At 35.2% G+C, this 23774-nt stretch carries 23 protein-coding genes; 14 read left to right on the top strand and 9 right to left on the bottom strand.

The window, feature by feature from the left end; translation table 11 throughout:
- Positions 1–5: 5 nt before the first annotated feature.
- From EHQ70_RS08620 to EHQ70_RS08610, 3 genes are read left to right on the top strand one after another with little or no spacing between them, the layout of a single operon-like run.
- Complete coding sequence (locus EHQ70_RS08620) at positions 6–1208, top strand: hypothetical protein (RefSeq protein ID WP_135585449.1); 1203 nt, start codon at positions 6–8, stop codon at positions 1206–1208.
- Between the two features lie 52 nt (positions 1209–1260).
- Positions 1261–2034 carry an OmpA family protein gene (locus EHQ70_RS08615; protein ID WP_135585447.1) on the top strand — a complete coding sequence of 258 codons (774 nt, stop codon included), beginning with the start codon at positions 1261–1263 and terminating at the stop codon, positions 2032–2034.
- A 7-nt stretch (positions 2035–2041) separates the two neighbouring features.
- Positions 2042–2662 carry a glycosyltransferase family protein gene (locus tag EHQ70_RS08610; protein WP_135585445.1) on the top strand — a complete coding sequence of 207 codons (621 nt, stop codon included), beginning with the start codon at positions 2042–2044 and terminating at the stop codon, positions 2660–2662.
- Positions 2663–2665: 3 nt separating this feature from the next.
- On the opposite strand, the gene EHQ70_RS18630 is transcribed toward EHQ70_RS08610, so the two are convergent.
- Positions 2666–2860, bottom strand: a complete 195-nt coding sequence (locus EHQ70_RS18630) for a hypothetical protein (protein ID WP_208729522.1) — start codon at positions 2858–2860, stop codon at positions 2666–2668.
- A 688-nt stretch (positions 2861–3548) separates the two neighbouring features.
- Between EHQ70_RS18630 and EHQ70_RS08600 the strand changes: the two genes are divergently transcribed.
- Complete coding sequence (locus EHQ70_RS08600) at positions 3549–3908, top strand: cysteine rich repeat-containing protein (protein WP_135585442.1); 360 nt, start codon at positions 3549–3551, stop codon at positions 3906–3908.
- A 149-nt stretch (positions 3909–4057) separates the two neighbouring features.
- On the opposite strand, the gene rnk is transcribed toward EHQ70_RS08600, so the two are convergent.
- Positions 4058–4474 (bottom strand): nucleoside diphosphate kinase regulator, encoded by a 417-nt coding sequence (gene rnk, locus EHQ70_RS08595; protein ID WP_135585440.1) that lies wholly within the window; start codon positions 4472–4474, stop codon positions 4058–4060.
- Between the two features lie 184 nt (positions 4475–4658).
- Here rnk and EHQ70_RS08590 point away from each other — a divergent pair, with 184 nt between their 5' ends.
- The 6 genes from EHQ70_RS08590 (at position 4659) to EHQ70_RS08565 (ending at position 12088) form a co-directional block, all read left to right on the top strand.
- Positions 4659–5612: an ankyrin repeat domain-containing protein gene (locus EHQ70_RS08590; protein ID WP_135585438.1), complete on the top strand. Its 954-nt coding sequence runs from the start codon at positions 4659–4661 to the stop codon at positions 5610–5612.
- Between the two features lie 105 nt (positions 5613–5717).
- On the top strand, positions 5718–6155 hold the full coding sequence (locus tag EHQ70_RS08585; RefSeq protein WP_135585436.1) for a MarR family winged helix-turn-helix transcriptional regulator: 438 nt from the start codon (positions 5718–5720) through the stop codon (positions 6153–6155).
- Positions 6156–6243: 88 nt separating this feature from the next.
- Entirely contained in the window at positions 6244–6630 is a 387-nt protein-coding gene (locus EHQ70_RS08580; RefSeq protein ID WP_135585434.1) for a nuclear transport factor 2 family protein, read from the top strand.
- Between the two features lie 238 nt (positions 6631–6868).
- Positions 6869–8440: a TolC family protein gene (locus tag EHQ70_RS08575; RefSeq protein ID WP_135585432.1), complete on the top strand. Its 1572-nt coding sequence runs from the start codon at positions 6869–6871 to the stop codon at positions 8438–8440.
- A complete protein-coding gene (locus EHQ70_RS08570; RefSeq protein ID WP_135585430.1) occupies positions 8437–11502 on the top strand; it encodes an efflux RND transporter permease subunit in 3066 nt (1021 codons plus the stop codon). The genes EHQ70_RS08575 and EHQ70_RS08570 overlap by 4 nt, the downstream gene beginning before the upstream one ends.
- A gap of 10 nt (positions 11503–11512) precedes the next feature.
- Positions 11513–12088: a TetR/AcrR family transcriptional regulator gene (locus EHQ70_RS08565; RefSeq protein WP_135585427.1), complete on the top strand. Its 576-nt coding sequence runs from the start codon at positions 11513–11515 to the stop codon at positions 12086–12088.
- Here the strand turns inward: EHQ70_RS08565 and EHQ70_RS08560 are convergent.
- Complete coding sequence (locus tag EHQ70_RS08560; RefSeq protein WP_135585425.1) at positions 12060–12662, bottom strand: DNA-3-methyladenine glycosylase I; 603 nt, start codon at positions 12660–12662, stop codon at positions 12060–12062. The two genes, EHQ70_RS08565 and EHQ70_RS08560, sit on opposite strands and share 29 nt — an antisense overlap.
- 183 nt (positions 12663–12845) lie before the next feature.
- Between EHQ70_RS08560 and EHQ70_RS08555 the strand changes: the two genes are divergently transcribed.
- On the top strand, positions 12846–13124 hold the full coding sequence (locus tag EHQ70_RS08555; RefSeq protein ID WP_135585423.1) for a hypothetical protein: 279 nt from the start codon (positions 12846–12848) through the stop codon (positions 13122–13124).
- A 24-nt stretch (positions 13125–13148) separates the two neighbouring features.
- On the opposite strand, the gene EHQ70_RS08550 is transcribed toward EHQ70_RS08555, so the two are convergent.
- A complete protein-coding gene (locus tag EHQ70_RS08550) occupies positions 13149–14162 on the bottom strand; it encodes an alpha/beta fold hydrolase (RefSeq protein WP_135585421.1) in 1014 nt (337 codons plus the stop codon).
- A 255-nt stretch (positions 14163–14417) separates the two neighbouring features.
- Between EHQ70_RS08550 and EHQ70_RS08545 the strand changes: the two genes are divergently transcribed.
- Positions 14418–15404 carry a M14 family zinc carboxypeptidase gene (locus EHQ70_RS08545; RefSeq protein ID WP_135585419.1) on the top strand — a complete coding sequence of 329 codons (987 nt, stop codon included), beginning with the start codon at positions 14418–14420 and terminating at the stop codon, positions 15402–15404.
- A 28-nt stretch (positions 15405–15432) separates the two neighbouring features.
- Here the strand turns inward: EHQ70_RS08545 and EHQ70_RS08540 are convergent, their stop codons facing one another.
- Positions 15433–15930 carry a YdeI/OmpD-associated family protein gene (locus EHQ70_RS08540; protein WP_135585417.1) on the bottom strand — a complete coding sequence of 166 codons (498 nt, stop codon included), beginning with the start codon at positions 15928–15930 and terminating at the stop codon, positions 15433–15435.
- A 450-nt stretch (positions 15931–16380) separates the two neighbouring features.
- Here EHQ70_RS08540 and EHQ70_RS08530 point away from each other — a divergent pair, with 450 nt between their 5' ends.
- Positions 16381–17322 (top strand): sensor histidine kinase, encoded by a 942-nt coding sequence (locus EHQ70_RS08530; protein ID WP_135585413.1) that lies wholly within the window; start codon positions 16381–16383, stop codon positions 17320–17322.
- Between the two features lie 26 nt (positions 17323–17348).
- Here EHQ70_RS08530 and EHQ70_RS08525 read toward each other — a convergent pair whose 3' ends face one another.
- Positions 17349–18539 (bottom strand): hypothetical protein, encoded by a 1191-nt coding sequence (locus EHQ70_RS08525; RefSeq protein WP_135585410.1) that lies wholly within the window; start codon positions 18537–18539, stop codon positions 17349–17351.
- A gap of 196 nt (positions 18540–18735) precedes the next feature.
- Positions 18736–19326 (bottom strand): HAD family hydrolase, encoded by a 591-nt coding sequence (locus tag EHQ70_RS08520; RefSeq protein WP_135585408.1) that lies wholly within the window; start codon positions 19324–19326, stop codon positions 18736–18738.
- A 320-nt stretch (positions 19327–19646) separates the two neighbouring features.
- Here EHQ70_RS08520 and EHQ70_RS08515 point away from each other — a divergent pair, with 320 nt between their 5' ends.
- Positions 19647–20741 carry a PepSY-associated TM helix domain-containing protein gene (locus EHQ70_RS08515; RefSeq protein ID WP_208729521.1) on the top strand — a complete coding sequence of 365 codons (1095 nt, stop codon included), beginning with the start codon at positions 19647–19649 and terminating at the stop codon, positions 20739–20741.
- 14 nt (positions 20742–20755) lie between these two features.
- Here the strand turns inward: EHQ70_RS08515 and EHQ70_RS08510 are convergent, their stop codons facing one another.
- Together EHQ70_RS08510 and EHQ70_RS08505 are read right to left on the bottom strand one after the other, a co-directional pair.
- Positions 20756–21319: an LIC_11695 family lipoprotein gene (locus EHQ70_RS08510; protein ID WP_135585406.1), complete on the bottom strand. Its 564-nt coding sequence runs from the start codon at positions 21317–21319 to the stop codon at positions 20756–20758.
- A gap of 16 nt (positions 21320–21335) precedes the next feature.
- The gene (locus EHQ70_RS08505) at positions 21336–23711 is read right to left on the bottom strand and encodes a TonB-dependent receptor (RefSeq protein WP_135585404.1); all 2376 of its coding nucleotides are present in this window, start codon (positions 23709–23711) and stop codon (positions 21336–21338) included.
- Positions 23712–23774 lie beyond the last annotated feature (63 nt).

Below are 23774 nucleotides of genomic sequence, written 5' to 3'. Positions count from 1 at the left end.
AACATATGAAAATTAAAATCACTTTACTAGTATCCATATTTTCTTTACTTGCGGCCTCTTGCGGCCCAACTAAAAAGAATGATCTTTCTGAAGAATTGTTTCTTGGTTTGTTTCTTTTATCTCAAAAGAATATAGTCTTTAGGATTGTGGATTCGACCAACTCTCAAACCGCAGTAAAAAATTCTAAGGCAAGTGGTAGTAATCCACTCCCTGCTCGCTTTCTAAATGATGGAAAATTAAATCATTCGGTTGGATGTAAAAAAGCCAGATTGAATGTTTATTCCATTTTGTTATGGGAAAAAGGATCCGTACCCCCCGGAAATGAACGTATTTCCAACGCCTCTGCTCTCGTTTATGATGGAGATTGGATGGATAACCAAAACGGTGGGCGAATGAAAGTCAGTTATCCATTCGATTCTGGAAAAACTTTTTACGGAGTAAGTGGATCTGGTAATGTTGATCCGTTTGCCTGGAAAGACGGAAAGTATAATCGCATTGGACTCAGAATTGGAGCCATTAAATGTGAGTTAGATGATTCTAAGTTGGAAAATCCTCATAATAAATATATATCCTATACTATGTGGAATGAATCCGAAACTGGAAAATCAGATCCGCAGTATGGCAAACGAAATTTATTAAACGCATACCCATTTGATAATAGCATAGAAAAAGTAAATTCCATTGATTATTTTATCTCTGAAACAACTGGATATCTAAGTTTAAAAGATCATGCTGTTTATTCTCCACGGATTCATAAAAATTCAGGAACAAAAGCTGCAGAACTAGCAGACCCTAATGCTAATCCTTTTTGGGGTTTATTAACGGCACCCTTTACCGATCGTTTGGATTTTGAATACTTATATGATGAATATACGATGGATCGTTATAATGAAGATGGTCTGATCGTTTTAGATTTACCTGAGGGGAACAGAGAAAGTTTAATTTTGGATATGTATGCAACGAACAACTTTGTATACCAGACCGAATCTGGCTTAACTTCTGCAAAGTTTTCACCGATTGACTTTATCAAATTTGATCACAAAGAAAATGATTTTCAAACCTACCATCTAAACGCTGATTTTATCGCAACAAACGGTGAGTATTTGGACTCCTGGACACTTCCATCACCAGGACCTAATCAACCGAATCCTACTGGTGGAAGACATATTGGGTATTTTTTACCGAAATTTGGAATTAGTAAGGAATGATCACGAAAAACAGTTTCCTTCTTGGAGCCATAATGATTCCTTCTGAATCATTATGGTATTTAGAAATCAGAATTTAAAAAAGTTAATTTTTGCTTTTTCCTTCGCAGGTTCTTTTTTTGTTTCCTGCACTTCTCTTGGAATCCCATTAGAATCGAAACGTCATCTTCCTGTCAGCTTGCAGAGTGGTTGTGAGATAAGGTCGGAAGAACGTACTTATCGTGTATTGTTTTTATTACCTATTTATTCACATGGTTTGGATACGAATTCTAAAAGTAATTTAAACCAGACGAATCTATTTGTATTGGAATCTAAATCTTATGCAAAACCTTGGGATATTGTTTTTACAGCTTTGGGTTTTTTGCTTTCTTTTAACTCTTCGACCGAAATCAAAGTCTATTGTCCCCAATCGGTGGTATTTGAATTTTTAAAAAATGAACCATTAGCGGATGTTTCGAATTCCAAATTAGCACACTGGAAAGCTGAAGGTCAAACATCTCCCCTACAAATGGTATACTTCATCCCTGATGATTATCAGATTACAGAAGAGTCTAAAACTAAGTTGACCACTTTAGCTCGCGAGATTTTAAAATCAGAGGAGCCATATAAAGTAATACTCGTAGGAAAATCGCATACAACGGGTGATTTAGCTTATCAAGTTCGCCTTGTGAAACGTCGTTTTGATGAAGTGAGACAAGTTTTAAATAAAGAGTCGATTGATGAAAAAAGAATCCGAACATTCATTTCTGATAGAGATCTACCAAGTTCCGTTAAAGAAAATACTAGTGATTCCCAGTCTTTAATTCAGATTTTTTTGATTAAAGAATGATCTCCTTATGCTGAGTATCATTGTTCCCACAGACAGCGGAGAAGGTTCACTGTTTCAGAATTCTCTCAATGGATATTGGGATCATCCTTTAGTTGAAATCATTCTAATCTCTACTAAAGAAGCCTTCACTAGGGCGGAAAGATTAAATATTGGGTTTCATAGATCCAAAGGTGAGGTGATTCTTTTTCATCATCCGCGAACACTACTTCCCAAAGAAGCAATTGACCACCTAATCCAATTAAGTTGTAAAGTAGATCAGGAAAGAGTTTGGGGTGGATTCTATCATCAGTTTGACCAACACCATTTTCTGTTACGTTTTATTTCTTGGTATTCAAATTATATTCGTACAAAGTGTAAGGGAATTGTTTATCTTGATCATTGTGTTTTTTTCGATCGAAGGCTCTGGAAGTCGGATCTGAGCCTTGAGTCGATCTTTGAAGATACAGAACTAAGTTTGAAATTCAGAAAAATTTTATGGCCAGTTTTGTTATCTTACCCAGCCATAACTTCTGCCCATCGCTTTCTGAAAAATGGAATCCTCAAACAGTCAGTACTTAACTTATTATTAAAGTTTGGATATTTTCTCCATTTGCCATCGTCACTTCTTTTTACTTTGTACCAAAGGTAAAAACTATTCTACAAAGGTAGAATTTAAATCTGTCACCGATTCTAAGGAATTCGTGGCTGTGAATAGTTGAAGTCCGTATGTTCCTGCCACTGTAAAAGTGAGAGTCACTCTATTTGCTGTTCGAACTTCGTTATAGATTGTAGATGAGCTGGGAGTACCGCTCACAGGACAGGTGATTCTTTTATTGAAATGAAACATGTTGAATATATATCCTGAACCTGAATTCAAGGAAGTAGTCGTTGAGTTTATTGTTAAAACTGAACCTATCTTAGCAGTTACGTTCATATAAATAATGCCTGTTGTCGGCCTAAAATTAACTGGTCCGTTATTGATTTCGTAAATAGAATATCCATTACATACACCTTCTGAGGAACTACTGCTTGTTGATAGTTTAGGTAATACTAATAAAGCCAAAATTTCTTTGTTTTGGTCGGAATCTTTTGGGGAACAGGAAAGAAAAACGGAGAACATACTCGTTATTAAAAAAGTGTATTTGTTAATTAAAATATTCATAAGTTTATATGTTATTAATTATCGGAAATTACCGCATAACAGTCAAACAAATAAAACCTAACGGAGCGTTTTGTTGGAAATAGCTTTTAGAAGTTTATATTTATAAAAATTCCAGGTTTTTGATTAGGGAAAACCATTAGGTAAATGGGTCTGGAATTCAATGTAAATTCCTGAAATACGAGCCTTTTTTGAATCTTTTTTTGAACCGGAAACTGTGAATTACTAGTGCGGAAATCGATAAAAATACAATTTTTGTTCAATGAAAACAGCATTTTTACAATATAATGGACTTGTTTTGTTGATTTGCGGATACGAAAATTGATCTTCTAGAAACCATTTAAAACCATTCTACGTGAAAAGGATTCATCTAAATATGAAACGATCGTTACCTATTCTTATTTTTTGTTTTAACTTTGGTTTGTTTGCAGAGACAAAAACCATTTATGAAATTTGCCAACCCGAAATCGCAACATATTGTCAGGGAGTGAAACCTACAAAAGCCAGAATTTTACAATGTTTGAAGGAAAAAGGAAAAAATTTATCCGATGTTTGTGAAGCAGGCCAGAGTGCTCTTTCTGATACAATGAAGACTAAGTCCCAAGGTTTTTGCAAAGAAGATGTAAGCGAATATTGTCGTTGGATCATTCCAGGTGGAGGTCGTATTTTAAAATGTCTATTTCAAAATGAGGCATCAATCTCAAATCAGTGCAAAACTGTTTTAAACGAAGTATGACAAGCGTTAGGGATCTGGAGGGTTTAGTCTGCCTTTAGGCAGACGGGAGCGTGAGCGGACCCCGTAGGAGCCCGGCCCATTAGTCGAATAGAGAATCATCTTACGTTTGATTGGGAACGCCAAACTAATAATAGATGGTTTTTAGGATTTTAGAGATGGAAATCTCCATTGGCTTCTGGTTGATACTTGATGTTTGTAATTTGGAATTGGTTTTCTCCGCCTGGAACTTTCCATTGGATGACATCACCAGTTTTATAACCTAAAACTGCTGTTCCAATGGGTGCCAGTACGGAGATTTTGTTTTCTTCGGTATTTGCATCTTCAGGGAATACCAATCGAAATTCTTTAAATTCCAATTCTTCCAAGTTTTTAACTTCAATGACTGAATTCATTGTAACATAGTTAGGTGGAATGGAGTGAGAGTCTACTTTTTGGGCTCTTTCCATTTCTCCTAAAAGATCTTTTAGATTGTTGTTTGTTATGTTTCTCTTTTTATAATCCAAAACTAAAGATTGTAATCGATTATAGTCAAAATGAGTCATATAGATTTTGTTCTTAGTATTCATATTCATACTCCAATAAATTTTAAGCAAAAACTTTAGACTATAAATAAGATGCTTTTGTTGTCAAGGAAGATTGTTTGTCATTTGTTTCCATTGGAAACCGTCCGTTCTGAATTTAAGATTCAAAAAATACATTGAAAAAACATATGTTAAACGTAGTTTTAGTAAAATTTATAAAAAGGTGTATATGAAACTAAGTATTTCGATTTTTCTTGTTTTGTTTTTTTTGATCAATTGTGCAAGCGATACAGTTTTAATTAAGAATATTAAGTCAGGAGATGTTACTCAAGCATCTGCGTCGATTGAAAACAATTCACCTGAGTGGGACAAAGAAGGCAAATTTGGATTAACTCCTTTGCATTATGCTGCTGAATATGGGCATTTGGATTTGGTTAAAAAACTAATCGAGAAGGGTGCCGATGTGAATGCCGAGTCAGGAACTTTTTCCGAATTTGGAGCAAAAGAAGGTTATCAAACTCCCTTACATTTGGCGGTTAAGTATGGTCATATAGAAGTTGCAAAGTATTTGATTTCTAAAGGTGCCGATATCAATGCAAGGACTTATCGACATTATACAATCATGACTATCGCTTGGAAAAAAGGTTTGTTTTCTAATAATTCGTCAGCACGAGGAATCGAAGAAAAAGAAAAAGCCAAACAAGTCATTGAGTTTGTATCTTCTTTGAATAGTAAGTTAGATTATTCGAATGAACCATTGGCCGCAGAAATCATAAGTTATTATCCTGTTTATTTTCAATCTATCGATTTGTTTCAATCCTATATGGATAGGAATCTAAATTTGAATTGTTGTAACCGAGTGCAAGCTCCTATGTTAGGATTTTATAATTTAAATTCTAAAGATGAAAAAGTAAGAAAATTATCTTTGGAAATTTTGAAAGAAATATTGAAGAAAGATATTGATTTGGGAATTTTACATCACAAAATCCAAACTACAAATCGAACTGCATTTCAAAGAATTTTCAGTTACGACAACCCCGAAGCGAAAGAGGCTCAGAAATTATTATTAGAAAAATTTCCTGACATTCAAAAACCGGAATTTGCTTTAAAAAAAGCAGGAAGAGAGGCTTTTTATACGTTTGCGGATCTTTTATTTTTTTGGTGGTTTAATTTAATCTTTTAAAAATATATCCAGGCTTGGTGCCGACTGGGTCTGGAAATTTTCTTTTTCTTATGAATTTGTAATTTACAATATTTTCGCCCGTCTTAATTGTTGCTATAGCAACATATGTTAGATTCATTTGATTTAGAAAATTCCTATGCATATTTGATTTATAGGACGGTTCGTTCGTTACGTCGCCAATTTATGCGTTTGGCAACGGCGAATGGACTTGAACTTTTTCCGGAACAGTGGTTTGTTCTAGTTCGTTTGATGAAACAACCTGGTTGTAGCCAATCGGATTTGGGTCGGGATTTTGATGATAGACCTTCCATGGCAAGAGCCCTTCGGAATATGGAAGAAAAGGGTTGGATCAAAATCCAAGCGAATCTGGAAGATCGCAGAAAAAATCAAGTGTATCCAACCAAAAAAGGTTCCGAGATTTATCAGTTGATGGCTTCTGTTGTGACGGAGGAAAGAAAACGAATGTTTAAAAAACTATCAACCCAAGATTTTAAAACTTTCAAACGGATTATTGATCAAATTTATGAAGAATCGATGGATTGATTTTTTTTGAATGATTGTTGCTATAGCAACAATATGAAATTTTTATAAATTATAAAATCTTAAGACTTTCGTGATTTTAGGGGGAAATATGATCACAAACCAATTACAAACAGAGACAAATGAGGATTCTTTAAGAAAAGAATTTCTTATGATGATGAAGAATATCGATGAAGGTAAGGCTTCTGCAGTAGAACCAAAATTTCATGGCGAATATGCAGATAATGTTTATATCAAAGGAAATGATGTATTGTTTAGTTCCAATAAAACCAAATACATTGAGTCATTAAAAGAAGGAAAAATTGGCGGAGTAGAAAGAACGGTGAATATCCATTCCATTGATTTTTTGGACAAGTTTGGGTTTGTGAAAGCTGACTTGGAAAGTAAGGTAATGAAATTCCAATCGATGTATACATTCTACTTGGAAGAGGGTGGATGGAAAATGATAAGAGCAGTCGTGGTCGCGGAAAAAATATAAACAAAATCCAATTTGATCCGAAGGGCTTTCGTTTAGCAAAAAAATCGGACCTGTAAAAACTATCTGAATTCAATCGGGAGCAGAACCGGAGTGAAACTTAATCAATTTCATGACAACTGCCTCCCATTTCTCCGTACAAATACCTACAATTGATTCCAATTCTAAAAAATTAAATTTTGATTTGCCAGGAAACAAAAGAAACCAAATTTGTTTCCTATAGAAACAAAGGATACAAGTTATGTTTCCAAAGCAAATGTTAGACACCCAATTTTCCACTACCACCAATCGGCTTATGGCCTTTGCCTTTGCCCTTCTCACATTTTCAGGTCCAATTTTAGCGAAAGAGCCTGCGAAAGCCAATTCCTTGCGGATGGATGATATTTTGAGGATGGCCTGGGAAAACCAGGTCAGCTTACAAACACTGAAGTTGCAGTTGAAAACCACGAATTACGAGTGGGAAAAGGCGAATGGAGCCTATGCCTGGACCGCTGAAGCGAAGGGGACTGCCAAAAACACAACCAACTTCAACTTACCACAGTATGCCATCCAAGGAACAAGGATTACGGATAACAGCTTACAGGCGGGGATTAATAAAAAGTTTAATACGGGGACATCGCTTGGAATCGCAGTCATCGACAACCGATTTGAAACTAACGCTGGTAAAACACAGAGTTCTAGTGGGTTTTCTAGTTTTGCGCAACCATCTTACCATTTTGCGACTGTGGGAATCAATATTAGCCAAGATCTTTTGAAAAACTTTTTTGGTTACCAAGATAAATTAAAATTAGCAAGTGCTAGGCGATCATCCTCGATCCAACGACTGAATACACTTGATTCATTGTCCAAAAGTTTGGTAAACTCGTTAATTGAGTTTTGGAATTTGAGTTTAGCGGAAGAGGTTTTAGAAACAAACACATCTTTACTCGGCAATGCAAAATTGATTCGTGATATCTATTCCAAAAAAGCAAACTTTGGATTTGATACTACTGGTGATATTCACCAATGGAATTCGATCGTACTTTCAGCGAACAGTGCTGTTAAAAATTCCGAATTAGAGAGAAATAAAAACAGACGGGATCTACTTGCTTCATTGGGAAAAGAACCAGATGAGAGTTTTTCTTTTTTACCCGTTTTAAATGAAGAGAAGTTAGAAGTAACTTCCAATTATGAAGAAGAAGTATTAAGTGCACTTGAAAAACGATACGATGTAAGAGCTTCTTTATTACAATTAAAGAATTCCGAAGACAATCTAAAGTCGGCAGATAATGGACTGTTACCCAAATTTTCTGTCGGTGGTACGTATAATTTCAAAAATTATGACCAACAATTTCCTCAAGACTTCTATGGAATCCTTGGTGGACGGTTCAATCAAAACACAGCTGAGTTTAAATTAGAGTATCCATTAGGAAATGAAATTGCAGAAGCCGAATACAAAAAAGCAGAATCGGACAAAAGACAAGCTCAGTTGGAGTGGACAGAAACTCAAAACAAAGTTAGAGCCGACTTATTGTCGAAACGGGAAAACTTATCGGTAAGTTATGAACTTTTTTTAGAAGCAAAGAAAAATAAACAAGAGAGTAAACTCTTTTATGATAAGGCATTGTCTGCCTTTCGCAATGGAAGAGGAACTTCTCTAATTCTAAAAAATGCAATGGATGCATACGTAAGATCTCAATCCAATCATTCGCAGTCTTTAATTACTTACAATATAGCAATTGTTCAATATGAAATTTCTAAAGGAACTTTCTTTGAAAAATATTCATTAGATCCAGAACAACTATCTTTATTAAACACAGAGGAAAACCAATGAATTTAGCGAAATTATCCATACAAAGACCAGTATTCATAGCGTGTACTGTCATTCTAATTGTAGTCGTTGGGCTTGTTAGTTTCGGCAAACTAGGTGTCGAAAACTTTCCCGATATGAATATTCCAACCATTTCAGTTAGTGTTACTTATCCAGGAGCAGCGCCAAACGAAATAGAAACTTTGGTTGCAAAACCAATTGAAGATGAACTCTCCACTATTTCTGGATTAAAAAAAATAAGATCCATTTGTAATGAAGGTTCTGCTGTGATTGTTGCTGAATTTACTTCTGAAACGGTCATTAGTTATGCGGAACAACAAATTAGGGATAAGGTTGCTTTTGCTAAGAAAAAAATTCCAGCAGAAGTGGACGAACCTGTCATCAAACGATTGGATCCCGCTGACCAGCCAATTTTGAGTATCTCCATTCAATCTGAATTGGATGATAATGAGTTTTATGACTTTGCTTCTGAAACCATAAAACAAAGATTAATCTCTGTTTCGAATGTAGGTTCCATCGATATTATTGGTGGCCGAAAAAAAGAAATTTGGGTAGAACTTGATCGAAACAAATTAAAATCGCGAAATTTATCTGCATCACAAGTTTCACAAAAAATCGCTGCAGGTGGTGCTAACATTCCTGCTGGAAAAATTCGTGGTGAACAATCCGATTTATCGTTTCGAACCATCAATGAGTATCGAAGTTTTGATGAAATTCGAAATGTTCCCATTAGTTTTATGAACAATGAGATTCCCGTTCAGTTGTCCGATGTAGCTCGAGTGGTGGAAGCTTCTGAAGAAGTAACCTCTCTTGCTTATTGGAATGGAAAACCTGCGTTGTTTTTATTAGTTTATAAACAATCCGGATCTAACTCTGTTCAAGTGGCTGAGTCGGTAAAAAAGAAAGTATCAGATTTACAAAAGGAATTTCCGAATGTTACTTTTGATTATTATAATGATTCTTCTAAAGTAGTAAAAGATAATGTTTGGGACGTAGAGGAATCAATTTATATTGGGATAGCACTGACCATTATAGTTGTTTTGTTTTTTTTGGGGAGTGTACGTTCTACATTAATCACTGGTCTTGCTCTTCCTACATCTTTGTTAGGCTCTTTTATTCTTATGAACCTCGCTGGATTTACGATCAATCAAATGACATTACTCGCCATGTCTCTCGCGGTAGGATTACTCATTGATGATGCCATTGTTGTAAGAGAAAATATTCATAGACATAAGGAAATGGGTAAAGATAGCAAACAAGCAGCCTTAGATGGAACAAAAGAGGTAACTCTTGCGGTTCTTGCCACGACGTTTGCCATTCTTGCCGTTTTTGGTCCTATTGCATTTATTGATGGAGTGATTGGACAAATTTTACGTCCCTTTGGGCTCACTGTTTGTTTTGCCTTGTTAATTTCATTATATGATGCCTTGACCATTGCTCCAATGATGTCTGCATACTTTGGTGGCGAACACGATCCCAACAAAGTACCAGGTAGAATTGAAAAAATTCTTTCTGTTCCCCTTCGTGCCTTTGATAAGTTTCAAGATAAACTTACCAATGTATATGTAAAAACATTGGAAGTTTCAACAAAACATCCATTATTCGTTTTGGCTATTGCTGTGTTTATATTTGTCAGTAGTATATTTATATCAAAAACTTTAAAATCTGAGTTCATTCCTACTCAAGATTTGGGTCAGTTTACTGTTACTTTTGAATTGCCACCTGGTGCCAGTGTCGATGCCACAAAAGAGCTAAACGAAAAGGTAAGTAATCTCCTTCGATCCCAAAAAGAGGTGTATTTAACTGCTGGTTATGTGAAACAAAATAAAATTGATATTTATGTGGAACTTGTTTCTTCAAAACAAAGAAAATTAAACACTCCACAATTTAAAGAATACACTAGAAAAGAACTCGTTCCTTATTCGTATGCAAAACCTATTGTAAAAAACTTTGACGCGATTGGTGGAGGGCAAAGATCTTTTTCCTTTGTCATTACCGGAAATGATGCAGAGAAAGTTGAATCTTATAGCAAATTAGTTTTTGAAAAAATTAAAAAAATTCCAGACCTAACTGATCCAGACATTAGTTTGCGTGAAGGAGCTCCTGAGTTTAAAATTGTTCCCAAAGGTGATCAAATTGTAAAACTAGGAGTGAATCCTCAATCTTTGGGTAAGGAACTTAGAACTATTGTAGAAGGTGATACTTCCGCAGTATTCCGAGAAAAGAATCTTGAATATGATATTCGTGTTCGTATGTTAGATGATCAAAGGAACATTGAAAAGAATTTTAGCCAAGTGGTGGTTCCGAATATCAACGGTTATTTGGTGCCTCTTTCGCTTGTGACTTCCGGTGTTTCCACTACAGGACCTGCCACTATCCAAAGACAAAACAGAAGTCGTTCGGTGGAAATATCTGCTGATACAAATCCTAATGGGAGAGGTTCTGGATATGCAATGACAGAACTGCAAAGGATTCTGAAAGAAGACTTACCTTTGCCTGAGGGGATTAAAGTTTCTTACAGTGGGCAAACAGAGAATCTAGAATCGACAGGAAAAAACATGGCCATTGCTCTTGGATTGGGAGTTGTGTTTATTTATCTGGTGCTTGCATCCTTATATGAAAGTTTTATCATTCCTATTTCGATACTTGTGGTGATTCCATTGGCGATGACGGGGGCATTTTGGGGATTGTTTCTAACAGGAAAGGCTATGGATATTTTTGCCAACATTGGAATGATTTTACTTTTTGGATTGGCTACCAAAAATTCGATTCTTCTCATTGATTTTGCAAAAGACCTACAAAATACTGGAGTGGATACTAGGACTGCACTCATTGAAGCAGGCAGGGCAAGACTCCGGCCTATTCTTATGACATCTATTGCACTCATTGCAGGTATGTTACCGGTTGCCATTGGTTTAAATGAAGCATCCAAACAGAGAACCAGTATGGGTGTAACAGTCATTGGAGGATTAATTTCTTCTACCATTTTGACGTTATATGTGATTCCTGCTGTTTATCAGTACATTACACGTTTGATTGATTCGATGAGTAAAAAAAAGAAGTGAGGGTTTTGAATTGGATCCTGTTCAAGTTAGAATATTAGAAAAAGCTGAAGAACTATTCTCAAAGTATGGATATTCCAAAACAAAAATGGAAGAAATTGCAAGTTCTTTGAAAATCAGCCGTAAAACTTTGTATAAATACTATTCCAATAAACAAGACCTGATGGAATTTTTTATGGAGTATCGACAAAACGAGATTCAAAAGGTCATTCAACAAATAGCTGATGATGAATCATTAACAGCAGTACAGAAGTTTTCAAAGTTACATCAATCGTTAATAGAGGATTCTCCTTACGTAATGAATGATTCGTTTATTAGAGAAGTATCTGAAATGTTTCCTCAGCAGGTGGAACGATTTAAAAAAAGGAGAGAAAAGGAGATCCCTGAATCTATCGGCAAAATATTTCAGATGGCCAAAATGAAAGGCGAACTTCGGGAGGGTTATATGCCCGAAGTTGCGGTACATCTTTTTCTTTCTTCCATTGAAATGATCCTCAGCAATAAGAACTCAATCACCATTCCTTTGAATATACATGAGTTCCAAGCAGAAGTAGTGAATGTTATTTTTTATGGAGTGCTGAAGAGATAGAAAGAATCTCTTTATATCGAAAACAACTTTCAATGTGGTCGTTGACAAGGCCACATGCTTGCATATGTGCATAGATTACTGTGCTTCCGACAAATTTAAAACCGCGTTTGATTAAATCCTTACTCAAAAGATCTGATTCTTTAGTTGTGGCGGGAACTTCTCTTAGGTTTTTCCATTTGTTTTGAATCGGTTTGTAATTTACAAAACTCCAAATGTATAAATCAAAAGACCCAAATTCTTTTTGAATTTCTAAAAATCGTTTCGCATTATTCACCGCTGCAAATACCTTGAGCCGATTCCGTATGATCGATGGATCTAAAAGAATTTTTTCTAATTTTGTATCAGTAAACTTTGCAACTTTGGCCGGATCAAAGTTTGCAAATACCTTTTTGTAACCTTCACGTTTTTTAAGGATTGTCGACCAACTGAGTCCTGCTTGCGCTCCTTCGAGAATCAAAAATTCAAAATGGGTTTTGTCGTCGTGAACGGGCACTCCCCATTCTTCATCATGGTACTTTATGTATTGATCAAATTTCAAACACCAGGAGCAACGTTCTGATTCTATTTGTTTCATATCTCAACATAACTTAGGAATTGTACGAAAATTAGTCAATGCGAATGTAAGGGTGAGGAATCTAAGAAAAATAAATGTTATTGGTTCGTTACGATTCGAAATGAAGTAAAAAATTTATTGCCTTTTGTTTTCTATGTTTGGTATACTTACCCTCTATCAAATTTTGAAGATTAAGGAGCAGGTATGAATCGAACATTCATTCTAAAATTTTTATTGGTTTTTGTTTTTTCTCTTTCTCCTATATTTGCAGAAGAATGTGAAGAAAACGATCTTGCTTGTCAAATGCAAGGCAAAGTAGAAACCGCTGAAAATGAACCAGCATTAAACCCTGATAAGGTGGAAGATAAGGTTCATAAACTATGTACAAAAAAACCAGATAGCAATAAGTGTTTGAAAAATCCTGACTGTTATTGGGATTCTACAGTAAAGGGTGGGAAGTGTAAGGGAAAAGGCCATCCATAGGAATAATTGGAAAAGAGAATTTCTTTAAACGGAAATTCTCTTTTTTACCGAACTAGATGGCTTTTTTGGTTTCTTTTTGTTTTGATCTAACCCAATTAAAAATTCTTCAATGGCACGATCTCTTTCATTCAGTTTGTCAAAAAGGATTCCATAATGATTTGTTTTAACTTCTTTCCCACTAGAGTTGGGAATTTTTTTCAACATAAAATCAAAGGATTCTTTTGGTAATAAGTCATCATTGGGAAACAAATTCATTTCAGTAGCACGAAGGATGAGCGTAGGGGTTTGAATTTTTTCAAAGGCCAAAGTACTGTTTTCTTTCATTTTCGAAAGAACATGTTTTGGATGTTGGATTAAGTATTTTAGTATATTTGGAAAGTGCATTGATCCTCCCATTTCTTTTAGTTCCTCTTCCATAACAAACCCAGGCATATGACAAACATAACCGTTTGTGGTTTTGTTTAGCTCTAATCTGAAATATTCTTCAATTTCTTTGGACCATTTGGGCACAAGGGGAGAGTTCTGAATTAGGTTTAGATATTCGGCCACAGATGAAAAAGTAACATCCAGTCTTTCGAAAGATTGTTTCAACACTTTTAAAACTTGAAAACGTTTGGAAAGAGAAAGTAAACCTCCTCCGTCCATAAGAATCATTCCTTGAACCTCATTTGGATAAAGAATCAGATAACGAAGAGCGATCATACAACCAAAGGAATGACCAAAAAAAATAGGATTTTTGATTTTGTAATGAGTAAGGATACTTCTTAAGTCTTCGATATGGTTTTGAAATCCGTATCCAGAGTTTGGTTTGTCTGATTTTCCTCGTCCACGTAAATCATAAGAAATAACCTTATATCCCAAATGATTCAAATGTTCTGCCAAAGGTTTCATTGAATATAAATTTCCTGACAGTCCATGCAGACAAATGATGGTTTGTTTTTTCCCCGGCCAAATTCCTAAGTTGATTGTGATTCCATTTGGTTTAATGGACTCTTCTATAAATTTTATGGCTTTTGTTTTTGTGGCCGTTCGACTCATAGAATAAAGTGGAAATGAATCTAATTCATTCGTAAATTAATTTTGCAGAAATTGTTTTTTAAATTTTTGTAAACAGATTTATTTAAACTTTTACTTCCGACCTGAATTCTTCTTTCGTAATCAAATTGTAATATAAATCAAATAAATATAATTTCTCCAATTCCATTCCATTTGAAATTATGAATTCTGTCGGTTCCGAGTTCAACGGTTCCGTCTTTTTTAGCGAAACAATTAATGTTTGTAGGTTAACCATAAATGCTTAGAGGAATGAAACGTCTCAATCGATATGAAAACAGAATTTTAAAGATTGTAAAGTTAGGTGGTAAGTTAGTTCGATTTAAACAGTTTGGATTTTCTACAAAAACTAAGGAAGGATTTCGTTTCCCCATTTATGTATTAGAAATTGGAAAAGAAAAAGCAATCAAACGAAATGTTGCCGGTCTTGTGGCTGGTGTACATGGACTAGAAACTATAGGCATTCGAGTTTTGTTGGATTTTCTGGACGACCTTTTGTCGCGAAAAACTTCAGAATTGTACAGAGAAATTAAAGACGGAGAGTTAGCAATTGTTTGTATTCCTATCTTAAATCCTGGTGGAGTTGCTATGAAACGTAGATCCAATCCCGTCGGAGTTGACTTGATGCGGAACTCTGGAATAGAAGCAGTCAAGGCTCCTTTCTTTTTTGGGGGTCATAAAATTTCAAATGTGTTTCCTTATTATAGAGGGAACGTTCTGCAAGCGGAATCTAAAGTTTTAGATAGATTTTACAATGAGTATTTTATCCCAGCAGAAAACACTATGATACCCGTAATTGATATTCATTCAGGTTTTGGGGCAGTGGACCATGTTTGGTGGCCATATGCAGGAACACACGAACAGTGTGTTGATGAAACATTATTTCAAAAAATTGCAAATCACCTAACAACAAAGTTTAATCATATTTTGTATCGTTTTGGGCCACAAAGTGAAACTTATACAACTCATGGTGATCTTTGGGATAGATTGTATAACGAATATCAAAAAACAAAAAGCCAAACAAATTCTAATTTATCTAGATTTTTACCTTTAACCTTGGAGATCGGAACATGGTCAGACATTCAGTTGGATCCATGGAAGGTTTTTCGTAAACGTGGAATTTTTAATCCTGCTCGCGAAGCTAAACAAGAATCAATCATTAGTCATAGAAAATTTATAACAGATGTTTTACGATTAGCGAAAATGAATCCAATCGATTTGGTTTAACAATGTATTCATATATTGAGGAAAGGATTTATTGAAGTCCCCTTCCTAAAAATTTTCCTTTGCCTAATAAATACTGAATAGCACGTGTAACATTTTCTTCTTTTGTTTTTTCGGATTTTAATCCAGAGATATATCTCATAATTTCATTTTGAAGAGAAGGACTTAAGTTATCAAAGTTCGTTTTTGCTGTTTTGTTTTGGTTTAATGCTTTTTTTAGTTCTAAAGAAATTGGATGGATTTTTTCTTCAGGATTGAACCTGATTTCAAATTTTGCTTTGTCTCCAACCTCTTTTTTAGCTTTTACACGCATTGGGGTGTTGAGATATAAACGCCAATGTCCATTATATTTAACAAGTGTTTGTGTGAATTCGAAACCTTCAATTTTAAGATAAACCCTGATTTTACCTTTATCCGTTCCTGCTTGTTGCATTAATGATCGTAAAACGGGGTTTGGTAAAAATACGAATGGATTGATTCCTATGATTTCAATTTGAGCAGAAAAAGGTAGGTAGGGGAAATTATCCATTCCTTTTTTGTATAAAATAGACTCAAGTCTAATCAATCAAATTTTAGTTTTGGTAGATCGTTTCTTCGACACTCGGCGGACTTTATGTTCCCTTTTTTTGTAAATTATCACTTTACCATAAACAAAACCCTGTTATACTTTGTCCTCTGGGAAATTTCTTAAATTAGCTGGTTCGGTGAGACATGTATCAAGTAAGTGAAGTATTAAATCTTATTTTTGATAGCGTAGGGCTGGTCATTACGTTAAGATTATTTTGGACGGACTTAATTCCGAAATTTCATTTTTTGATCCTGAGTTTTTTTTGCGTTTGGCTTAGTAATATTTTTACCGTTGTAGAGGGATTTTATTTTCCTGATTTTTTTAATATTCTAGAGCATTCGTTCTACTTTATTTCATCTCTTCTATTTTTGGTAAGTTTGAAAAAAGAAATTTTGGTATCTTAACTTAATTATGAATTTTGTGGTAATACTTAATTTATTGTCTTTAATCACCTATTTGGTTGCAGTAATTATCATTTTAAAAACTTTATTCCAAAAACCAACATACCGCGGCGAAGGTATTTTTGTTCTAATCCTTGCGATCATTCCCTGTTATGTAAGTATTTCTAATCTATTTGAACATGGATATGCAATAGATTATTTTGATGATTATGAAGGTTTTTTTAAAGATCTTTATGCAATGTTTTTATTGATTTTTTTATATGTTCATTCGGTAAAAAAAGAACAATCAAAAAGAATCGAACATGAAAGACAAATTAAATCCGATTTACAATTGAAATCAAAATTGCTTACGGAAATTCACCATCGTGTGAATAACAACTTACAAATTGTTTCTGGGCTTTTGGCGATGCAAGCGGAGTCGGAGAATGATATAAAACTAACTACCTCATTGGGTTTGATACAAAATAGAATTATGGCAATTGCTTCTGTTCATAAAATTATATATGGATCGCCAAATCTATTGTTTGTGGATCTAAATTTAATTTTTAACTCTATTTTAACTAATCTCAAAATTATGTATGTGACTGATAAAAATAACATCGAACTGATTGAAAGTATTGAAGAGGGTTTGGAAATGGATTTGGATCGGGCTATTCCGATGGGACTAATTTTGAATGAACTTGTATCCAATTCCTTTCGCCATGCTTTTTTGAACCGTAATCACGGAAAAATAGAAGTGAATTTGAGCCAATTGCAGAATAATTTTGTTTTTGTCATCAAAGACAATGGACTTGGAATGGAAGACGTACTTTCTGATGGAAAAGGTATTGGGCTTACCCTTGTTAAGAACTTAGTCAAACAGTTACGCGGAACCATCATAATCGAAAAAAAGAATGGAACAGTTTTTGAAATTCGATTCCCAACTTTAAATCAAAACCCTATCCAAATTTAATTTTCATTGGTGGATGGTAATCTCTGTTATGGGACATTGATTTTTCCGGATAGGTAACTATCTCTAAAACCATCAGGTCCATCTAATACAAGAAAAGACGATAAAACCACACATGATTGGTTATAAGTAGTTACATCGAAACTTCGAATCTCTGTTTCATACTCTCCTGCGGCAATGGGAGAAAAAAATTCAACCCAGGACCAGTTGGTAGGACCAACTCCTCCACTTGGCGTGGTGCTTGTAGTATCTAATGATAAGTATTCTTCCGTTGTTGATACTATGTTTGTTTTTGCAGTAAATTGCATTTGGTTGCCTATTAAATCAACCATCAAACAATGCGTAGAACAATTTCCTATTGTGGCCGGTGCATTGACACTGCCTGCACATGGAGAAGGCGGTGGTGGCGGTGGAACAGTGTCGATAATTCGATGCCCTTTTGCATTATCGTTGGAAGCCACTACTATGATTTTATAAGATGCATTTAGTTCAGGAGTTAGGAATAAAAAGTAATTTAATGAATCATTGTATGATGCCACAGAAATATAGTTAACCACATTAAAATTGTCTGGTGCCATTGCGATGACACTTGGTCTTCCTATATAAGCATTTAATCTAGTAAAGTTGGATAGATCGGAACCAGCTTCAAATTTTACACGAATTACTTGGTATTCCGTGCCACCAATAAGTGACCTATTGTTTTCATAACTGATTTGGGGTAGAGTTACAGAGTTTGGAGGGATTGAAGGAGGGTTTGGTGGTGTGGTTGTTACTTCCTTTAATGAAATAATTTTTCCTTCTTTTTTAAGAGTTAAAAAAACTTTGAATCTTTTCGTAAAATCTGAATTGGAAAACACAATAGAATTTGTTTGGAATAAATCTTCCTTTTGACTGATTTGCCCGGAAATTTTGTTAGTTGAAACATTATAGGAAATTTCATTGGGATTCCCAAAAAATGCCTCTACTGTTTCTGAGTTTTCTTTTGGACTTTTTAATTTGTACTCAATCAGGATATCTTGAAATTGAAAAGTTCCATCCTTTCTATAGAAGGTTGTTACTTGGATGGATTGGAATTTGTCTTCGAGAGGTGAGGTCTGTTCGTTACCTAGGGTACCGAAAAATAGGAGTACCGGTGATAGGTCATTTTTGGCAGACGGTTGATTACACGAAACTGTCTGTAATAGAACAAATAAAACAATCGAAGAATAGAATGAGCGCATCTAATTATTTTAACAATCAGTGGAAATATTTTATTCACAAAAAGGAATTCTTTTTTGATTTTCCTTGGTTGGTTTTTTATTTCAAACATTCGAATATATGGAAGTACATTTGATGTCGTAAAAATCTGGATGGAATCTAATTGATTCATAAATTACACTACAGTTGTATTTGATAATGTACAAATTGTACTTTTTTTTAGAGGTCTAGGATTTCGCCTAAGTTTTTGACACAATGAGTTGCAGATTCTTTGAAAGGAAATGAACCAGTCGGATCAATGTAAATGGTGTCCACTCCCGCTGCTTTTCCGGCATCCAGATCGTAAACATAATCACCGATCATTACGGTATCCATGGGATCGGCTTTCCATAGATCCATAAGTCGAAAGATTCCTTCCGGGTTTGGTTTGGGCAAAGCCCGTTCCCGGCAAAAAATAAAATCCGGATGGAAATATTCCATTAATTTTGTTGTTTTTAATGTTTCAATAGAGTTTGCAAAACTATTTCTTGTTAGGATTCCTATTTGGTTTTTTTCTGTTTTGATTTTTTGAAGCAATTCAAAACTACCTGGAGATGGAACTGACGTTTTTGCAATTTTTAACTCAATTTTGTTTAATTGACTGTGTTTCTTCTCTGCCTCTTCGTTTGGCAGTTTTGATAAAGAGGTTAGTATATCTATATCTAATGGAATATTTAACTCGCGTTTAATGGCTTGGAAGTCATGATTTGCAATGGTTAAGGTTCCATCCATATCGAAGATCCAATTCTTTTTCCTTTTGAAATAATTCATTGATAGTTTCCTTACAGATCTGCTTCCCAATTTATTCTTCTAAAGAAAATTTTGTTTCCGAAGGAAGTTTCGTAGAAATTGGTTTTGGTTCCAAAGATTTAATTCTGTTTTGAAATGAAAATTCATAAACTGTTGTAGGAAGCACTTATGGAACTTGTCGCTCAGAAATTGGTAAAATCCTTAGAGCATCAAACGGCCTTTCCGATCCCGTCTCCAAGCAGTGGTTATGAATGATCTTTTGAGTAGAATCTTTTGGAATTACTTGATACTGAGACCTGTTCTCAATAATATGGATCTATTCCACATTAGGAGCAGTCTACGTGAAGGCAAAAACTTGGTATCAAATCCATATGGTTCTCGGAATTTTTGGAGCCAGTTTCCTTTTGGTTTTGGGCCTTACGGGATCGCTTCTTGTTTATGGAAAAGAACTGCAGTCGTTTACGGGTAGTCATTCCATTTCCGTAGAGAAAGATCGATTACCCTTGGATGAATTGTACAAACGACTGTTAACTCAAACTCCGGAAGGTTCTGTTGCTGGTTGGTTATTATCTGATTTGAATGACCAAGCGGATCAAATTTGGTTTCATGACTTAGAAATTCCAAGTCGTGAATCTGTTTATTTGCTGAATCCATACAACGGGAATGTCATTGGAAAACTAAAAGACAATCGAAGTGATAGCCTCTATGGATTTTTAATCGTTTTGCATTATAGTCTTTTTCTTGGTGGAGTAGGTTACTTTATCACTGGGTGTTTTGCTTTTATCTACTTACTATTGGTGATTACTGGGATCAAACTCTATAAACGATTTTGGACAAGTTTGATTCGACTTCGTTGGAAAGAAAGTTTACAAATTCTTTTTTCCGACTTGCATAAGTTTGTTGGTATTAATGCAGTTTGGTTCCATTTGATTTTGGCAATCACCGGTGGATGGTGGAGTTTACGGGATACAATTATACTTAGACATACAGAAGAAAAGGTAATCCATCATCTATGGAATTCGAATGATTCGATCGATGAGTTAGTGGAAAAAACAAAAAATGAAATTCCTGGATTTCGATTGGGATATGTTTCTTTCCCACACAATTTCAAAGAGGAGCCGATAGGAATTTATGGAAATCGATTTGATTCATCTGGATTCGAAAGTCGATATGGTTCTTATGTTCGGTATGATGTAAAAACCAAACAAATATTTGATAAAGTAGATATCTCAAAAGAAAGTATTTTGAATTTGGTTTTGGATTCTTTTCGACCACTCCATTTCGGAACCTTTGCAAGTCATTTTAGTAAGGTGATTTGGGTGATGGGAGGCCTGACTCCGGCTATACTTTCTACTAGTGGGGTTTGTATATTTTATATTAAGAGGAAAAATAAAAGAAGAAGAACTCAAAAGATTCCTTTGAGTTCTTCTGTGTGAGTTTTAAAGATTAATTATTGCCAACATTTGCTTGGGTCGTAACAAACATATGTGCCTTTGAATCTTTCACAAGCTTCTTTTGCACTTTTTAAATCTGTGACTCCATAGTATGCATTTGCAGGGATGAGATATTTATGTTCACCTTCTGTAGTATATGCATAGGGAATAAGATCGTTGATTCCATCCACTCCGTCATAATGACATGCCGCAACTTTGTTAGTAACTGCACATGGACCGCTAATTCTTTCTACAACAATCGGAATTCCAATGGCATTCCCAATGGTGGTATATGTTTGTTCCATGTCCTTTTCCCATTCTGCTTTTTTCTCTAAGTACGCCGTAGAATACTCTCTGCAAAACAAATGTGGACCATCTTTGATGCTGAATCTATGGCTATATGCAACATTTAAGCCTAGTCTTTGAGCTTCACTCATACTATTGGCATTGATTTGTTGTAAGGCGAGCATAGAAACCAAGTCATCACTGGTTACTTTGTCTTGGGGATCAAACAAATCACATTGGAATACGAACATTCCAATTGTGATTAGGGTGAGAAGGGTTTTTATTTTAGTTTTCATAGTTGTCTCCAGAAATTTAAATTTTATAAGTTAACATAAATCCGTAAGTTTTGGGAGCACCTGGTACTGCTTGAAATGTTCCATCGATGTAGGATGTGAAGTAATACCTATCATTGATATTATTCATGTAAAGATAGGCAGAGATGGTATCCGTTTCATATCCAACTCTTGCATTCATAACATAATAGGGGTCGCTATACACTGTGTTATCTGCTGCAAAATACATTTGTCCAACGGCTTGGAATTCACCTCGGAAAAATATTCCGAATTCGTTTCTGTATTGAAGGTAACTCACAATGTCGTATTTAGGAATGAAGTGTACCCATTTGCCATTGAAGTCGCGATTGAGAACTGAATCATAAAACTTGTTAAATAATCCTTCCGTGTAACCAGCAGAAAGCCCAAGTTTTGCATCTTTATGTGGTTTGATAAAAGTTTCTAGTTCATAACCTCTGATTGTAACCATTTCTGCATTGAGGTTTATGTATTGGGAAAGATTGATGGCACGAACCACATGAAAGTTTTGTGTTTCCGTATAGAACTGCGTATATTTTAAACCAAATTTTCCTTTGAAAAATTCTGACTTAACACCGGCTTCAATTGTATCGTTAATTTCTGGTTTGAAGGCGGCTTTGTCTGGGATGTTGACTACTGTGCTATAACCAGCGTTTTTGTACCCGCGGCTAAAACCGATAAAAAACATAAGATTCTCTATGGGTTTGTAATCAAAAATAAACCGAGAAACATTATAGTTGTAATGATTATTAATTGTATAGGGATCTGATAAAAGTTTAGTTTCCCCATAAGGATTGATAGGTGAAAACCCAACAATTTGTTCTGTATGTGACATCCGACTTTCTTGTCTTTCTAATCTACTGCCAAGTGTTACAGTAAATTTTTCTGCGAAGGTATAACTGTTGTGAGTATAAAAACTAAGATTACGATCTTGAACTCTGGAAATATTTCTTTCCCTGGCAGGAGCTCGTAGACCACCAAAATCATTTCCAACATACATTTGTACTCTATGTTCTCTGGCTTGGTCTATATTGGTGATTTTGTTTGAAGAATAAACTCCAACCTTAAACTGAAGTGGGTCATTTTTATCTTTAGATTCAAGATAAACATCGTTGAGAAAGGTTGTGGCTTTTTCAACATAAATGGATCTATGTTGGTCAGTCGTGGTGAAATCGGCATCAGCAGTGATGGGGTCAATGTCCATCTTCCGAATTGCCGAAGCAGTTTTTAAATTTAGATGAGGTAGTTTGGTTGTTGTTGCTAGAGAGTAGGTATTTCCAGTAACATTGCTTTTTCCCTCATAGTCCCAATATACTTTTCTATCTCCATTCACTCTGTTGACATACGTTCCGTATAACTTGGAACAGTTGGAAGGCATGGCCACACATCCTTGTAACAAGGCCTTTTCCCTTTCTGATTTTGCACCTAAATAATTGACTAAGTTGAGAGAACCATCATCAAAACTCTCTGCACTTACTTGTAAATCAGCTTCAAAAATTTCGTTTGGTGTGAAGAACAATCGGAATCGTCCTGCTTTTCCTTTTCTTCCATCGGGATGGGTTTTATATAATTCTACTGGAAGTTCATAGGGGCGATTGTTGGGATAATAAAATCCTGTTATATTAGAAAGATATCCTTCACGTTCTGTTGTTTTTCCTGCAATTCCGAAATATAAAGTGTCTTTGATGATGGGGGCGTTGTAATAAGTTGAAATTTCTTGTTTTTTATAATTTCCCACATCATAAGTAATTTTTCCTTCCGCCACATTCGTTGGTTTTTTGGTCCTAATTTCAACAACACCTCCTTGAAAGTTTTTTCCAAATAAAGTGGCTTGGCTTCCTCTATAAACTTCAATATTTTCTAGACCATATAACTCAGTGTTAAGTGCCACATTGTCGTTAAGTGGAATCCCATCTAAAATCAAACCAACAGCAGGTTCACTAAAAGCGATACTCCGCATACCACGAATATTGAAGTAAGTAAAGTTACGTGATCCAGAATCAATGATGGAAAAATTAGGAACTTGTTTATCGATATCATTAGTGCGATTGATCCCAGCATCCTGAATGTCTTGTTCATTCAAACGGCTAATGCTATTGGGCGTGCGAAGGATTTCTCTATCTCTCGGGTCCTTTTTCCCAGTCACACGAATTCCTTGTTCCACTGGTTTGTTTCCCGAATTGGCACCTGGCTCTGTCCCTTCCTTGGGGAGTTCTACTTTTTTCTCTTGGGAGAAGGTGGTAGTTGTGAAGAGAGCGAAGAAAAAGAAAAGGATGAGAAAAGAGCAGGATTTAGTAACAATCCGCTGAAAAGAGGAGCAAAGTTGCCTGACAGATATGGTAGTTATATGAGAGTGGTTCTCAAAATGGAGTGCCATATGGCCATTTCTCAGTAAGAATCCTTATTTGTCTAGATTAAATGAGATTGAGAGTCTAAATCA

The sequence above is a fragment of the Leptospira congkakensis genome, from assembly GCF_004770265.1.
Lineage (GTDB): Bacteria > Spirochaetota > Leptospiria > Leptospirales > Leptospiraceae > Leptospira_A > Leptospira_A congkakensis.
The sequence above is the reverse complement of the archived record's forward strand: the minus strand, read 5'-3'. Positions and strand labels throughout refer to the sequence as shown.